Genomic DNA, 16,037 nt, shown 5'->3' with positions numbered 1-16,037 from the left:
CACCTTAAAGAAGTAATTATAAGAACAATTACAAAAAACAAGGCCCTTTTTTTAAATCGAACACCCCATAAAAAATACTAATAATCAATAACTTACATAAAATCAAGAATTTTAAACACACTTATCAACACCTGTTAAAGTCAACAAACACGAGTGATTTTTTAAAGTTCTTCGGCAATTCGTCGAGAATACCCCTACAATTATTGGGCAGAACGAGCTTTTACCGAACAATTCCCTTCGAACCCTCCTCTAATAAGCCTAAAAGCGCTGAATAGGGCACAGCTCCTACTATTCTTGCTGTAATTAAACTATAGTTTTTCCATCTACAAATGCAATATATTACAACGCGAATAACACCAAGTCAATCCGCATAAAAAAAGCAGTTAATTTCTATTAGTACGGCTTTTCGTCAATACCTTCAAAGTAATTAATGAATGCACGGTTAACTACGCGGTTTCCACCTTTTGTAGGATAGTCTCCTGTAAAGTACCAGTCTCCTAAGTTTTTAGGACAAGCCACATGTAGGTTTTCTACTGATTGGAAGACTACTTTCACTTCAGACTTAATTCCTTCGTCTGTCACCATAGAGGCAATTTTATCCGAAATCTCCTTATCTGTAAATGGTGCATAGATTTCTTTTACGAAATTTACCACTTCACTATCTGGAAGATCAGCTTGCGCTTTCGACTTCGCATACACCTCCTCAATAACGTGTGACAACCCTCGTTCTTTCAGCAATTCAATAGCCGCCTGGAAAGCGATTAACCCTTCTAGTTTTGCCATATCAATACCATAACAATCTGGGTATCTCACTTGAGGTGCAGCTGATACAACGACAATGCGTTTCGGGTTTAGACGATCTAGCATGCGTATAATACTTTTCTTCAACGTCGTACCTCTTACAATACTATCATCGATAATAACCAAATTATCTGTCGGTTTGATCACACCATAAGTCACATCATATACGTGAGCCACTAAGTCATCACGACTGCTATCATCAGTGATAAACGTACGAAGTTTCGCATCTTTTACAGCGATTTTCTCTGTTCTCAGTTTCACAGACAAGATCTCTCTCAATCTCTCTTCTGACAGATTCCCTTTATTTGCAAGAATATCTGAAATTTTGCGTTGGTTTAAGAAATCTTGTGCTCCTTCTACCATACCAAAGAATGAAGTCTCAGAGGTATTAGGAATATATGAAAATACTGAATTATCCGTATCATTATTGATAACCTCCAAAACATCTTTAAAGATTAGCTTTCCTAAGTCTTTTCTCTCTTGATAGATATCTGCATCATTCCCTCTTGAGAAATACACACGTTCAAAAGAACACGCCTTTAAAGGAAGAGGTTCTAAAATTTGCTCAAAGTGAACTGACGCATCTTTACGAATAATGATTGCTTTTCCAGGATCTAATTCTTTGATAGAATCAAATGGTACATTAAAGGCTGTTTGGATTACTGGACGCTCACTAGCAACGACAACAATCTCGTCATTTTCAAAATAGAATGCTGGACGAATACCTGCTGGATCACGCAAAACGAAAGCATCTCCATGACCAATCATACCCGCCATAGCAAAACCTCCATCCCAATTTTTTGAAGCGCGCTTTAAGATACGAGCTACATCTAGGCGCTCACCAATCTTCGGTGAAGCAGCTTTTTTAGAAAAACCTTCTTGCTTTACTTTATAGTATAAATCATTTACTTCATCATCTAAGAAATGTCCAATTTTTTCCATCACAGTGATAGTATCCGACATCTCTTTTGGATGTTGCCCTAAACTGACCAAGTCGTTAAACAACTCCCTAGCATTCGTCAAATTAAAGTTACCCGCTACGATAAGATTTCTGTGCACCCAATTGTTTTGACGCAAGAAAGGGTGTACACTTTCAATATTATTCTTACCAAAAGTTCCATAACGCACATGACCTAAGAAAACTTCTCCCAAGTAAGGAATGTGAGTCTTCTGTAAATCAGCATTGTCCGCATATTCAGGATGATCAATCATCTCTTGATTGATGCGTTCGTTAATCTGTGAAAAGATATCTTGAATAGGTTGTGCTTTATTAGAACGAACACGACTGATATATCTCTCTCCTGGATTCATATCCAGTTTTATACTTGCTAATCCAGCACCATCTTGGCCTCTGTTGTGCTGTTTTTCCATCATCAAGTACATTTTCTGTATCGGGTAGAACGTACTTCCGTACTTCTCTTTAAAATAAGAAAGGGGTTTCTTTAATCGTAAGAAAGCAATCCCACATTCGTGTTTAAGTGCGTCACTCATAAATTTTAGTTGTGTGTTAAGTGTTATTTTGACTAAAAAAAGCCCCACAATGAGGCCCTTTTTTATTTAGTTAGCTCAATATTGAATTGAGTTAGCATTTTAAATTCTTGTAATCGTGTCTGCACTTCACCTCTTGTCAGTTCTTCCATGCGTTCTGTACCGAATTTTTCGACGCAGAAGGACGCTAAATTAGATCCAAATATAATAGCGTTCTTCATATTGTTGAACGATACATTATGTGTTTGAGTTAGGTAGCCTGTAAAACCACCTGCAAACGTATCCCCTGCACCTGTAGGATCAAAAACCTCTTTCAGTGGTAATGCTGGTGCATAAAACACATCATTGCCAGAAAACAACAATGCACCATGCTCTCCTTTTTTAATTACCACATACTTGGGTCCCATCGCTTGAATTACTTCTGCTGCTTTAACTAATGAATATTCACCTGACAACTGACGCGCTTCTTCATCATTAATCGTAATCACATCAATGCGCTTCAATAAAGTCTTCAATTCATCAAGGGCACAGTTCATCCAAAAATTCATTGTATCTAGCACAACTAATTTTGGCTTAGCCGTTAGCTGGTCTAATACACTGATTTGGATGTTTGGGTGTAAATTCCCTAGCATTACAACATCACTATCTTTAAAATCCTCTGGTACTACAGGGTTAAAATCAGCTAATACATTTAATTGTGTATCAAGCGTATCTCTAGAATTCAAATCATTGTGATAACGTCCACTCCAAAAGAATGTCTTACCTCCTTCTACTACTTCAATCCCACAAGTCTCAATATTCTTACTCTTCAGTAAATCAAGGTATTCTTGAGGAAAATCATCCCCCACGACAGAAACAATTGCCGATTTTATATTAAAGTGAGAGGCTGATAATCCGATATACGTCCCTGCACCTCCCAAAACTTTATTCGTTTTTCCGAATGGAGTTTCAATCTCGTCAAAGGCTACCGTCCCCACGATCAGTAATTTGTTCATATTTTTTGCTAAGAAATAAAGCTGCAAATATAGGGCAATACTTTTTTGACTACAAAATTTAATAGAGAATTAATCGTATACGCAAATTGGAGCTGAAATTTTCCTTAGGGAACTTAACAATACACCAAAAGAACTAACGATTTTCTGTTAAACACTATTCTTCTATTAAAAAAATAACAGCCTGCTTTTTCCGACAAAGAAAGACTATGAGTATATTGATAAAAAAACGAGCATTACCTATGTAGACAATACTCGTTTTTTTTTCAATATATTTACTTTAATCACTTTCGTATCCTTCATCGATGAGAAGTTTCGTTGAAGTAGCCGCTTGAACAGCCAGCAGATCACAACGCTCATTCATCGGATGGTCATTATGACCTTTAACCCATTGAAAAGATACCTTATGCTGTCGATAGATACGCAGAAAGCGCATCCATAGATCGGGATTTTTCTTGTCCTTAAAACCTTTCTTTTCCCAGCCAAACACCCAACCTTTACTCACTGCGTCGACTACATATTTTGAATCCGAAACAACCAATACTGTTGTTCCTGCATTTTTAAGCTTTTCTAATCCAACGATAACAGCCATCAATTCCATGCGGTTATTTGTAGTCAGTCGATATCCTTGTGAAAACTCTTTAAATACATTTCGACCAGCCCATTCAAGTATAAGACCATACCCTCCTGGACCAGGATTACCCCGTGACGAACCATCTGTATATAGAATAACTTGATATTTACTCATCAAATAACAACTTTTCAATCACAACAGGAAAGTAAGTATGCTCTAACACTTGTACTTCTTTGGCAATATCTTCCCACGTCTTACAACCAACAACGGAAGTAGCTTGTTGAAAAACAATCCCCCCTTCGTCATAATGTTCGTTTACATAATGGATTGTTATCCCCGTCTCTACTTCATTATTAGCCAATACAGCCTCATGAACATAATGCCCATACATACCTTTACCACCATATTTAGGCAATAAGGCAGGGTGAATATTAATTATTTGATTTGGATAGTCAGCAATAATAGCCTCTGGAAACTTCCATAAAAAACCAGCTAAAACAATTAAGTCAGGCGCAAACTCATCTAAAATACGTTTAACCTCCTGTCCATTCAACATTTCTCTATTAAAAATCGCAACAGGCACATTTCTTTTTTGCGCTTTTTCTATTACCTTAGCATTCGGATTATTAACCAAAACAAGATACTGGTTCGGAATTGATTTATCGTCAAAATATTTAATAATGTTTGCAACATTAGTCCCTGAACCGGAAGCGAATAGAGCTATTTTTCTCATAAATAATGCTTTAAAAGTCAATAATACATATTAGAATTGAGTACAAAAAAAAGAATAATATGTGACAATAAATAGAAAAATAGCTAGAAGTATTAATTATTTTCATAATTTCGCACCGACAATTAACATTGAAAATAAGGTTTTAAAATAAAGTTTTTTATTTTTGCCAAAGGAAATTAAATTTAAAATTAAAGATTATGTCAGACATTGCATCAAGAGTAAAAGCGATTATCGTTGACAAATTAGGAGTTGACGAGAACGAAGTTGTAGCAGAAGCAAGCTTCAATAATGATTTAGGAGCTGATTCTTTAGATACTGTTGAGCTTATCATGGAGTTCGAAAAAGAATTCGACATTCAAATTCCAGACGATCAAGCAGAAAACATCTCTACAGTTGGTCAAGCTATCTCTTATATTGAAGAAGCTAAAAAATAATAACTTAATACCCCACGTGTCTATTTCGGTAAACACGTGGGCGTTATTATTTTTAATGTCAGCTAGTTTTTAAGTACAAAAAAGGACAGATTGGAAACAATCTAACAAATACATCAAACAAACTACCCCACGTTTCCTTTTTTCAAAGTGAAAATTGGGGTTTTTTTTATTAAAAACCATAAATTTAAGTTTTATGAAATTAAAGCGAGTTGTTGTAACCGGTTTAGGTGCCCTTACGCCAATTGGAAATAATATTCAAGAGTATTGGAACAACCTAGTTAATGGAGTAAGCGGAGCTGCACCCATTACATATTTTGACGCTACCAATTTCAAAACTCAGTTTGCGTGTGAAATCAAAAACTTCAATGTAGAAGATTTTATTGAGCGTAAAGAAGCACGTAAGATGGACCGTTATGCACAGTATGCTATGGTAAGTGCAGATGAAGCGATCAAAGATTCAGGATTAAATTTAGACACTATTGATTTAGATAGAGCTGGTGTTATCTGGGGTTCAGGAATCGGAGGATTAGAAACTTTCCAAAATGAAGTAACAAACTTCGTACAAGGAAATGGAGTTCCTAAATTCAATCCGTTCTTTATCCCGAAGATGATTGCGGATCTTGCAGGAGGACATATTTCAATGAAATACGGACTAAGAGGTCCTAACTTCACAACTGTCTCTGCATGTGCATCATCAACTAATGCTCTCATCGATGCATTTAACTATATACGTTTAGGTATGGCCGATATCTTCGTAACAGGAGGATCGGAAGCAGCTGTAACTATTGCAGGTATTGGAGGATTCAATGCTATGCACGCCTTATCTACACGTAATGATGATCCAAAAACTGCCTCTAGACCAATGGATAAAGACAGAGAAGGATTTGTACTAGGAGAAGGAGCAGGAGCTATCATCTTAGAAGAATACGAACATGCTGTAGCTCGTGGAGCAAAAATCTACTGTGAAATCGGTGGAGGTGGTATGTCAGCTGATGCTCATCACTTAACAGCCCCACATCCTGAAGGACTAGGAGCTACAAACGTGATGATCAACTGTCTAAAAGATGCTGGATTAGAAGCTAAAGATGTAGATGTATTGAACATGCATGGAACTTCAACACCGCTAGGTGATATTGCAGAATCTAAAGCGATTATAAACGTATTTGGGGAGCATGCCTATGACATGAACCTGAACTCGACAAAGTCAATGACAGGTCACTTGCTAGGAGCTGCTGGAGTGATTGAGGCTATTTCTGTAATCTTATCTATCGAACACGGAATAGTACCTCCAACAATCAACCACTTCACTGATGACGATCAAATTGATGGGAAACTTAACTTTACTTTTAATAAAGCACAAAAGCGCGATGTTAAAGTTGGTATGAGTAATACTTTTGGTTTTGGTGGACACAATGCATGTGTATTGGTTAAAAAATTAGAAAACTAAGCATATCTCATTATGTTGAGTAAGCTTTTAAATAAGTTCATGAAAAATTCCCGTCTTTCAGATGAAGACGGGAATTTTTGTCGCACAGTATTTAAAATAACAGGGATAAAGCCAGCTGATGCTAAATACTATAGATTGGCCTTTACACATCGTTCAATGAACATAGTGGACGAACATGGAAATCCTATCAACTACGAACGCTTAGAGTTTTTAGGCGATGCGATGTTAGGGTCTGTCATAGCCTCTTATCTCTACCTACAAGTCTCATATGGAGACGAGGGGTACTTAACTAAAATGCGCTCTAAAATAGTTAGCCGAGAAAATTTAAATGCCCTTGGTAAAGAGCTTGATTTGATTTCGAATGTAGAAAGCAAAATGGGCAATCAACAATTTGGTGATAACATTCACGGCAATTTATTAGAAGCTCTGATCGGCGCAATCTACCTAGACCTCGGATACCCCGCTTGCGAGCGATTCATACACGAAAAACTCCTTTCAAAAGTGGCTGATATCGAAGAGCTAGAAACAAAAATTACTAGTTATAAAAGTTTGCTAATCGAGTGGTGTCAGAAAAACAAACACTCTTTCAAATTTGATACATTCGAAGAAGATACCGCTGAAGACACAAAATACTTTGGCGTAAGGTTATACATCGACGACAAAGTTGTCGCTAGAGCTAGAGCTACCTCTAAAAAGAAAGCAGAAGAAAAAGCTGCTCAACGCGCCTACTTTGCATTGCAAGAAAAAATCAGCAAATAGATCGACCGTAAATTCATTAACAATTTGATAATAACAAGCATACAAGTTAGCTTCATAAAAGCACATATATATCGTATATTTGTATATCAAAAACATTCTCTATGGCTACTCCAAAATTAACATTAGCTGATTTTGATACAGACGATTATAAGTTAATAGCTATCCATTCTTCCCGAAAAGAAGACTACAAAGTTGTCTACTTTATAAACGCTACCTTAGACTTGTATTTTGAAAAAGAAAAGAATGACATTGCTTTAACAACAGAAGAAGGTATTGCTAATTTTTCTCACTTTGAATATGAAGATAACGATCATCATATCTTATGGAAGATTGTGTCAAATAAAGCATTTATAAAGCCAGATACAGATATAGACTCCCCACTATTCAGCGATAAAAAACATGCAATAACCAAACAAGGGTATTTAGTGCCTGAGTTAAAAAATGTAGACTATCTGATAAAGATAGAGGAAATAGATGAGTACTTTAACATTGGCACAGTCATTGAAAAGCTAAATTCAATTAAAATATTTTCAACTGCCTACGAAATTAGACAGGATCAAATCAAAAATAGAAAAAACCTAATTTTTTAAAATATGGTAGCACAAAAGAAGACAAAAATCGTTGCAACATTAGGACCTGCTTCAAGTTCAAAAGAGGTGTTGCATAACATGATTAAGGCGGGTGTAAACGTATTTAGAATTAACTTCTCACACGCAGATTACACTGACGTACAGGAGAAAATAAATATTATCCGTGATCTAAACAATGAATACGGATACACAACTTCAATCTTAGGAGATTTACAAGGGCCGAAATTACGTGTAGGGGTGATGGCAGAAGATGTAATCGTTAATCCTGGAGATGTCATTACTTTCTCTACAAAAGAAGAGTTCAAAGGAGATGCTGAACGCGTTTATATGAACTATCAACAATTTCCACAGGACGTTAACCCTGGAGAGCGCATCTTACTAGATGACGGTAAATTAATCTTTGAAGTATTAGAGACTAACAAAACAGACGAAGTTAAAGCAAAAGTTATTCAAGGAGGACCTCTTAAATCTAAAAAAGGAGTAAATCTACCAATGACTAAAGTATCTCTTCCAGCTTTAACAGAGAAAGATATTAGAGATGCAATCTTTGCAATCAAAGCACAGGTAGATTGGATTGCTTTGTCATTTGTAAGAACAGCAGAAGATCTATTAGATCTACAAAACCTTATCAATGAACACGCTGACCATAAAATTCCAATCATTGCAAAAATTGAGAAACCAGAAGCAGTTAAAAACATTAAAGACATCGTAAACACATGTGATGGACTGATGGTTGCTCGTGGTGACTTAGGAGTAGAGATTCCAGCACAGGAAGTTCCACTAATTCAAAAAGAACTAGTACAAGCAGCTAAAAATGCGCGTATCCCAGTAATTATTGCAACTCAGATGATGGAGACAATGATTTCTAGCCTTACCCCTACAAGAGCAGAGGTAAATGACGTAGCAAACTCTGTAATGGATGGAGCAGATGCAGTAATGCTTTCAGGAGAAACTTCTGTAGGAAGCTATCCTGTTCAAGTAATTGAGAAAATGACACAAATTATTCAAAGTGTTGAAAACTCACCACTGATTAAGGTTCCTCAGAGTCCACCCACTATCAAAACAAATCGCTATATCACTAAAAATATCTGTTATCACGCAGCACTAATGGCTAATGATATCGAAGCAAAAGCAATTTGTACATTAACAAATAGTGGATATACAGCATTCCAAATCTCTGCATGGAGACCAAATAGCAATATCCTAGTATTCTCATCAAACAAACGTATTATCACTCAGCTTAACTTACTATGGGGTGTACAAGCGTTCTATTACGATAAATTCGTAAGTACTGATGAGACAATTGACGATATCAACAATATGGTAGTAGAAAAAGGGTTTGCAGGAAAAGGAGATATGGTTATCAACTTAGCAGCAATGCCAATCGTGGAGAAAGGTATGGTTAATACATTAAGAATATCTGAAGTGAAGTAATACCTTCATTTTAAAGCATAAAAAAAGGAGTCTCTAGTAGACTCCTTTTTTTATGCTTTTCCATCCCACTCTGAATAAAACTGAGAGAGAAACCGCTCCATAAATTGATGACGCCCTTCTGCTAGCTTCATACCTGTAGGTGTATTCATTAGATCCTTTAACTTCAAAAGTTTCTCGTAAAAATGATTAAGTGTTGTCCCTTGATGATTCTTATACTCCTCCTTAGTCATTCCAAAAACAGGATCAATTGTAGGGTCATACATAGTTGTATTCTTATATCCTCCATAATTGAATGTACGTGCAATCCCGATCGCTCCTAAAGCATCTAAGCGATCCGCATCTTGTACGATATCCAATTCCTTCGAACGAAACTTTTGATCAAAATTACCCCCTTTAAAAGAGATATTCTCAATACCTAAAACAACGTGCTTGACACACTCCGAATCAAATGTTAATTGCTCTAATAATGCTTTCGCCTTTTTAGGCCCCATTGTTTCATCTCCCCCATGGAATTTACTATCCGCAATGTCGTGTAACAAAGCAATCAACTTAACAACTGTCAGATCAACCTCTCCTTCTTCACTAGCAATAGTTAGAGCTGTTTTATAGACACGTTCGATATGAAACCAATCATGTCCACTTTCTGCATTTGCTAATTCCTTTTTAACATAAAGAATCACTTGATCAATCCTTTTGTCCATGTTATTTTAAGTTTAGAGTTAAATCACTATTTAATCAAAGCTGGGCGTACCCATTTAAACTCATGAGGTGTAGTATCAATTACCATTCGTTCAGCAACACGTGTCATACGAGCCGGCAACTTCATCAGATAATCTCTAGCTTTCTCAGCTTCATCGTTAAGATCAGTCAAATCCGCAATTTTCCAACGCTGGATTAGCTTTTCCATAATATCAACATAGTCATGTGCGGTATATACTCCTATACGTTGTGCAGAATCTGAAAAACGCTCAAATGCATCTCCCATCTTTCCTCCTGACTCACGAATAAGGTTAGCAGGCATCGTAATCTTTCTTCTCATCATATCCACAAAAGCCAACATCATTTCACTCGGATCAACTTTAAAAATGCGATCCACAAACTCAGAATAAGCATGGTGGTGTCTCATCTCATCACCTGCAATAAGTCTACATATTTTAGACAATTTATGATCACCATATTGCTTCGCTAATTTAGCAACACGATGGTGAGAAACATACGTCGCTAATTCTTGGAAACTTGTAAAGACAAAGTTCTTATAAGGATCTCTATCTGTACCTGGATCAAAACCATCATTCAATAAGTGATGTGTTGTAATCTCTACTTCTCTCATATCTACGCGACCAGAAAGGTATAAGTACTTATTCAACAAGTCACCATGTCTGTTCTCTTCTCCAGTCCAGTGACGGATCCATTTTGCCCATCCGTTACCTCCTTCTCCTTCTTTTTGCTTTACACCATCAACATCCATCAACCAAGATTCGTAGGTAGGTAAAGCTTCTTCTGTAATAGTATCCCCGACAAGTACAACCCAAAAATCATAAGGTAGTTCCTTAGCGTATTCTCTTAATTCAATAACATCATCAATAAATTCTTCACTTTCAGAATCAGGTAACAAGTCTGAAGGTTGCCAAATTTTTTCGACGGGAATAAGATAGTTATCCACAAAACTATCGATATTCTTTTCTAAGAAGTGCATAACTTCTAAGCGTACGTTTTTAATAGACATAAATAGTGGTTTATATCCTGTACTGCAACGGGTTTGGTTTAGTTTGTTTTCGCAGTCAGGTAGTTAGTATTAATCTAGTTTTGATTTAATATCCTCTTGACACTTTTCGAAAATCTCACCAAAAGAATATTCCGAAATTTTCATTGGTTCATGAGCATATAAATTAATATTCGATAGTAATCCAAAAGGAAATTTACCGAATCTAAACAACTTCCAAGAGTTGTTTATGGTCAAAGGTACAACATAAGCTTCAGGTGCATACTTGATAAGCATTTTCACACCATTCTCAGAGAAGCGCTTTAGTTTACCATCTCTACTACGCGTTCCTTCAGGAAAAATAACAGCAGAGCGATTATATTTTGCTATATATTGCCCTAGATCACGGATAGCCCCTAAAGCTTGCTTCGCATCTTTTCGATCAATTAAAACAGAACCTCCGTGTTTAAGGTTATAAGAAACACTTGGAAATCCCTTTCCTAGTTCTTTTTTGCTAACGAATTTTGGGTGATTTTTTCTAAAGAACCAAATAATCATAGGAATGTCAAACATGCTTTGGTGGTTTGAAACAAAAATAATTGGTTTGTCAGTCGGTAAGTCTCTATGACCTTTAAATTTATAAGTAGTTCCCAGCACACCTGTAACTAACATTAGCCACCATACGAGTGCATCAACAACCTTCTTATGAGCTTGGTAGCCAAATAAGTTAAAAGCCAACCATTGTAATGCCTGAAATATGTATAAGACTACAAGCATCAGAATTACGAACAATACAGAAATTGGGTAAGAAATTATCTTTTGCATTTGCTTTTATCGTTAAGAAGCAAATATACATTAAAAAAAAGACCACCCTTAATGGTGGTCTACTTTTTTAGCAATATTCTTGAAATGCATCTTTAAGATTTTCAGCGATTACCTCAGCTGGATGCCCTTCAATATGATGTCTTTCTAACATGTGAACTAATTCACCATCTTTAAACAGCGCCATAGCCGGAGAAGATGGAGGAAATGGGAACATATGCTTGCGTGCTGCGTCTACAGCATCTTTATCAACTCCTGCAAATACAGTAACAATATGAGCCGGTTTTTTTGCACCTGCTAAGCTCATGATTGCCCCTGGACGAGCATTTCTAGCAGCACAACCACAAACAGAGTTTACAACTACCAATGTAGTCTCTCCTTTAGCGATTACTGCTTCTACTTCTTCTGCTGTATGTAATGATTCAAATCCTGCATCAACTAATTCTTGACGCATTGGTTTTACTATTTCTTCTGGATACATAATATTTAATCTAAATAGGTTATAGAGCAAAGTTACACTTTTTCTTAAAGAAAGAAATAGTACAATTATAAAGAAATGTTATACTTTAACGAGTACTATTATTTCTTTGTTTTCTTCATTTTATTTAACCAAATAAAGATACCCGTCACTGGTAAACTTGTCGCTATTAAACAAGCAATAAAATAGAAAAACTTTGAAAAACCACCGTAGATATCACCAAAATGTAACGGACGGATAGATGCTGCAATCTTCTCTCCAATCGTTTTATCGGCAAATATATCTTTGGATAGCGTTTCTCCACTGTATTGATCAATGAATACTCTATCAGTAACTGATTCATTAAATCGAGCCAATTCATTCTTTCTAACCTCATAACTACCATCTGCCCCTTTAGGAAAAGTAATGGTAAGTTTTCTCGCTTCATAAGGTAATTCTTTATTCGCCAACTCAATAGCTTCTGTCAGTGTGATAGTCTTCCCGTCAGATACAATAGTAGATACGGGCTTCACTTCCGAACGTCCGCCAAATACTTTGGTACCTAAAACCTGACTTAAACCATCTCTATACCATTCAAAAGACCAACACAGTCCAGTAAACGATAAAATCAAACCTAAAATAAGTGTATAAAAACCAAGAGTATTATGTAAATCGTGATTTATACGCTTCCAATTTGCCTTAAACTTAATTTTAAAACCAGGCTTAAAGCTCTTCCATCCTTTTACTTTCTTAGGTAACCAAAGAATAAATCCTGTAATTGATAAGACTACAAAAATAATAGTCGCTATACCTACAATTGGACGACCGATCTTAATATCCAACAATAACCAACGATGCATCTTAAATACAGTCATAAAAAATTCATTTGCAGGTCCTCTTCCCTCTCCCATTACCTCACTAGTATAAGGGTTCAAATAAACTGTCTCTCCGCGTTTCTCTTTATCAGCAAATGAAACGGAAAACACATAAGGCTCATCTAACTCATATGGAATAACTACTCTAGAAACATCTCCTTGGTATTTAGCCTCAACAAACTGCTGTAATTTTTCTATTGACTGTTTAGAATCCTTTACTTCCGAAACCTTGTACATACTTGGGTCAAGCATGTATTGAATTTCACTTTTATACGTGTAAATTGTTCCAGTCAAACATACAATAAAAAGAATAACTGAACTAGCTATCCCTAACCACAAATGAATATCATTCATGAATTTTCTAAACGTGTACTTGTGTTTTGTTCCCATATAAATATCAAAAAAACAAACACGATTTCACTAACTATAAAATCGTGTTTGCTTATTATAACTAACTATATCTTATGACAAGAATATTAAAATTTGTACGTTAACTGAGCAGCAAAATTTCTTGGTGCTATCTCATTAATATATCCTCCACGGTAGTATGAAGTATATCCTAATTGATTAAATACATTATTAGCAAATACCTTTAAAGAAGCATTCTTATATGTATAACCAATTTGTGCATTTACTGTTGTATAATCAGGCATATCAAATGGACGCATATTCACATATGAACCATGTCCATCAGCAGTACGAGAGTACTCATTTACTGGACGTTTACCCACATAGTAAACCCCTAACCCTAAAGATAGTCCGTTTACTTTTCCATCAGTAAATTTGTAGTTAACCCATCCGTTAGCACTGTGTTCTGGAGCATTCATTGGTGCTGAACCATCTACATATTTTGGGCTATCAATATATCTAGCATATAAGTTAGCATATCCTAACATCACTTCTAGATTATTTGTAATCTTACCGTTTACTTCTAACTCAAAGCCATTCCTTTTTAAACTACCCACTTTATCGTAAGTATTCGTCCCTTGTCCTCCAGCTGTCATTACTTCCGCCAATAAATTATCTTGTGTAATGAAGTAATAACTAAAGTTCACTCCTAAATGATCATTGTACCAATTGGATTTGAATCCAAATTCAAATTGTCTTGTATCAGCCGGACCTGCAAATCCACCATCAGCCATTTTATAATTTGACTGTCTCAAACTACTTGTAGTTGTATAAGAAGCGAAAGTACTAATATTCTCTTGTGGTTTAAAGATTAACCCAACTACAGGATTCCAACGATCTACTGTAGCATTTTCTGTTGTATTACCATTCAAACGACTATAGCGAATACCTAATAATGCACTAAATTTTTCACCAATCTGAATATAGTCTTGTGCCATAAATCCATAAGTAGGAGTTACTGATTCACTGAATGCTCCTTTCTTTGCAGCTCTATATTCAATTCCATCAGGACGATTATTGTGTATATCTTCTAAAACGTTAATCTCTTCAGAGAATATTTTACCATCTAAATAAGCGTCGTAATTATGCGTTTCTAACCTATTCTCTCTATAATCAAACCCTACTTGAAAAGTGTGCTTTAGAATTCCAGTAAACACATCTTTCCCAACGAAATCAACTTGAATCACTGAGTTTCTATCATCTCTATCACTCTTACTCAATCCACGTTTTCTATGTGCATAGTCACTCCAGTCTGTAATATCTTCTTGTTTCTTAAGAAGACCAATTGAAGAACTTTCTACGTCTGTCTTATAAATTGAGTTTACAGCAGAAACTCTCATACTTAACTTCTCTGATAATTTTCTTTCAAAACGAGCGATATAATTTAAAGACTGTACATTTTGATTATCTTGTTTATATCCTAAAAATTTGTTGTGAGGCATTTCATATAATCCATCAACAAAATCAGGAGCTAAATTCACAGTTCCTCTATCTGGTGTATAATCTCCATTCAAATAATCCATCTCTAAAGTCAACTTTGTCTTGTCATCAATCTTCCAAGACAACGATGGGTTTAAGTAATAGTGATCATTATTCACATAAGTTCTCCATCCATCATTACGCTCATAAGCCCCGTTAAATCTAAATGATAATGTCTCTTTTTTATTTAATACTTGCTCAATGTCGACTGTAGGTCTAATTTGTCCATAACTACCAGCACGGAAACTAACCTCTCTTTTATTTTGAAAATTAGGCGTTTTAGTTACTAAGTTAATAACTCCACCTGCTGCTCCTAGACCATTACCTATTCCTTGTAAAATAGCAGCTGAACCTTTAATTACTTCAACACTCTCCACCCCTTGCATATCTGCAACAACTGAAGCAGTTCTAAAATCAGAATCCATTGCTACACCATTTCTTAATACAGGCGTACCACGAAAACCACGGATTGACATACTCTCTTTTACACCTCCGTAACTCGCAAACTGAGTCACCCCAGCTACATTACGTGTTACGTCCGTTACAGAAAGTGCTCCTTGCTCTTTGATTATTTCATCTGATACAATACTAATTGTCTGCACTTGATCTTGCAGCCCTAAAGGTAATCTAGTTAAGTATTGTAATTTCTTTACATTCTTATTAGAACGACCATATACAGTAATGTTGGCTAACTGACCATCATTCGCTAATAGGAAATTAGCTACTTCTTCTTTCTTTGAAAAATTAAACTCCCTAACTGAAGAAGAAAAACCAACAAAAGATGCTTTAATTGATTGCTTTCCTTGTGGTACATCAGTCAAAACGTACTCACCATTCTCATTCGTTTGTGTCGTTATATTTGTATTCTCAATATAAATAGTAGCAAAAGGCAATGGTTTATTAACCTCATCAACTACTCTTCCCTTTATTGTAGAAGTTTGTGCAAATCCAACAATTGAACAACATGCACTAAAAATTATTGTAGAAATTACTTTCATTTCTTGTTAAGAATTATTTAGACTGATTAAATTCGAAGCAAAAG

The 16,037-nt window shown here is 35.8% G+C and carries 15 protein-coding genes; 5 read left to right on the top strand and 10 right to left on the bottom strand.

Annotation, left to right across the window (positions count from 1 at the left end; translation table 11 throughout):
* Positions 1-393: 393 nt before the first annotated feature.
* From GJV77_RS07075 to purN, 4 genes are all read right to left on the bottom strand, one after another.
* Entirely contained in the window at positions 394-2,292 is a 1,899-nt protein-coding gene (locus GJV77_RS07075; RefSeq protein WP_155035672.1) for an amidophosphoribosyltransferase, read from the bottom strand.
* Between the two features lie 62 nt (positions 2,293-2,354).
* The gene (locus GJV77_RS07070; protein ID WP_155035671.1) at positions 2,355-3,284 is read right to left on the bottom strand and encodes a PfkB family carbohydrate kinase; all 930 of its coding nucleotides are present in this window, start codon (positions 3,282-3,284) and stop codon (positions 2,355-2,357) included.
* A 277-nt stretch (positions 3,285-3,561) separates the two neighbouring features.
* On the bottom strand, positions 3,562-4,029 hold the full coding sequence (rnhA, locus tag GJV77_RS07065; protein WP_155035670.1) for a ribonuclease HI: 468 nt from the start codon (positions 4,027-4,029) through the stop codon (positions 3,562-3,564).
* On the bottom strand, positions 4,022-4,588 hold the full coding sequence (purN, locus tag GJV77_RS07060; RefSeq protein ID WP_155035669.1) for a phosphoribosylglycinamide formyltransferase: 567 nt from the start codon (positions 4,586-4,588) through the stop codon (positions 4,022-4,024). The genes rnhA and purN overlap by 8 nt, the downstream gene beginning before the upstream one ends.
* Positions 4,589-4,785: 197 nt before the next feature.
* Here purN and GJV77_RS07055 point away from each other — a divergent pair, with 197 nt between their 5' ends.
* From GJV77_RS07055 to pyk, 5 genes are all read left to right on the top strand, one after another.
* Positions 4,786-5,022 carry an acyl carrier protein gene (locus GJV77_RS07055; protein WP_155035668.1) on the top strand — a complete coding sequence of 79 codons (237 nt, stop codon included), beginning with the start codon at positions 4,786-4,788 and terminating at the stop codon, positions 5,020-5,022.
* Positions 5,023-5,215: 193 nt separating this feature from the next.
* Positions 5,216-6,469 (top strand): beta-ketoacyl-ACP synthase II, encoded by a 1,254-nt coding sequence (gene fabF / locus GJV77_RS07050; protein ID WP_155035667.1) that lies wholly within the window; start codon positions 5,216-5,218, stop codon positions 6,467-6,469.
* 12 nt (positions 6,470-6,481) lie between these two features.
* Positions 6,482-7,228 (top strand): ribonuclease III, encoded by a 747-nt coding sequence (gene rnc / locus GJV77_RS07045; protein WP_155035666.1) that lies wholly within the window; start codon positions 6,482-6,484, stop codon positions 7,226-7,228.
* A 101-nt stretch (positions 7,229-7,329) separates the two neighbouring features.
* Entirely contained in the window at positions 7,330-7,818 is a 489-nt protein-coding gene (locus GJV77_RS07040) for an IPExxxVDY family protein (protein ID WP_155035665.1), read from the top strand.
* Between the two features lie 3 nt (positions 7,819-7,821).
* Positions 7,822-9,252 (top strand): pyruvate kinase, encoded by a 1,431-nt coding sequence (pyk, locus tag GJV77_RS07035; protein WP_155035664.1) that lies wholly within the window; start codon positions 7,822-7,824, stop codon positions 9,250-9,252.
* A 50-nt stretch (positions 9,253-9,302) separates the two neighbouring features.
* Here the strand turns inward: pyk and GJV77_RS07030 are convergent, their stop codons facing one another.
* The 6 genes from GJV77_RS07030 to GJV77_RS07005 form a co-directional block, all read right to left on the bottom strand.
* The gene (locus GJV77_RS07030) at positions 9,303-9,953 is read right to left on the bottom strand and encodes an HD domain-containing protein (RefSeq protein WP_155035663.1); all 651 of its coding nucleotides are present in this window, start codon (positions 9,951-9,953) and stop codon (positions 9,303-9,305) included.
* A gap of 26 nt (positions 9,954-9,979) precedes the next feature.
* Positions 9,980-10,978: an acyl-ACP desaturase gene (locus GJV77_RS07025; protein WP_155035662.1), complete on the bottom strand. Its 999-nt coding sequence runs from the start codon at positions 10,976-10,978 to the stop codon at positions 9,980-9,982.
* Between the two features lie 69 nt (positions 10,979-11,047).
* Entirely contained in the window at positions 11,048-11,779 is a 732-nt protein-coding gene (locus GJV77_RS07020; protein WP_155035661.1) for a lysophospholipid acyltransferase family protein, read from the bottom strand.
* Between the two features lie 67 nt (positions 11,780-11,846).
* Positions 11,847-12,257 carry a BrxA/BrxB family bacilliredoxin gene (locus tag GJV77_RS07015; protein WP_155035660.1) on the bottom strand — a complete coding sequence of 137 codons (411 nt, stop codon included), beginning with the start codon at positions 12,255-12,257 and terminating at the stop codon, positions 11,847-11,849.
* 98 nt (positions 12,258-12,355) lie between these two features.
* Positions 12,356-13,498, bottom strand: coding sequence for a PepSY-associated TM helix domain-containing protein (locus GJV77_RS07010; RefSeq protein WP_193563673.1), 1,143 nt, complete (start codon positions 13,496-13,498; stop codon positions 12,356-12,358).
* An 86-nt stretch (positions 13,499-13,584) separates the two neighbouring features.
* On the bottom strand, positions 13,585-15,993 hold the full coding sequence (locus tag GJV77_RS07005) for a TonB-dependent receptor (RefSeq protein WP_155035659.1): 2,409 nt from the start codon (positions 15,991-15,993) through the stop codon (positions 13,585-13,587).
* Positions 15,994-16,037: the final 44 nt, after the last annotated feature.

Source organism: Myroides pelagicus (assembly GCF_009711055.1).
GTDB lineage: Bacteria > Bacteroidota > Bacteroidia > Flavobacteriales > Flavobacteriaceae > Flavobacterium > Flavobacterium pelagicum.
Note: the sequence above shows the minus strand (reverse complement) of the source record. Positions and strands in the feature narration are given on the sequence as shown.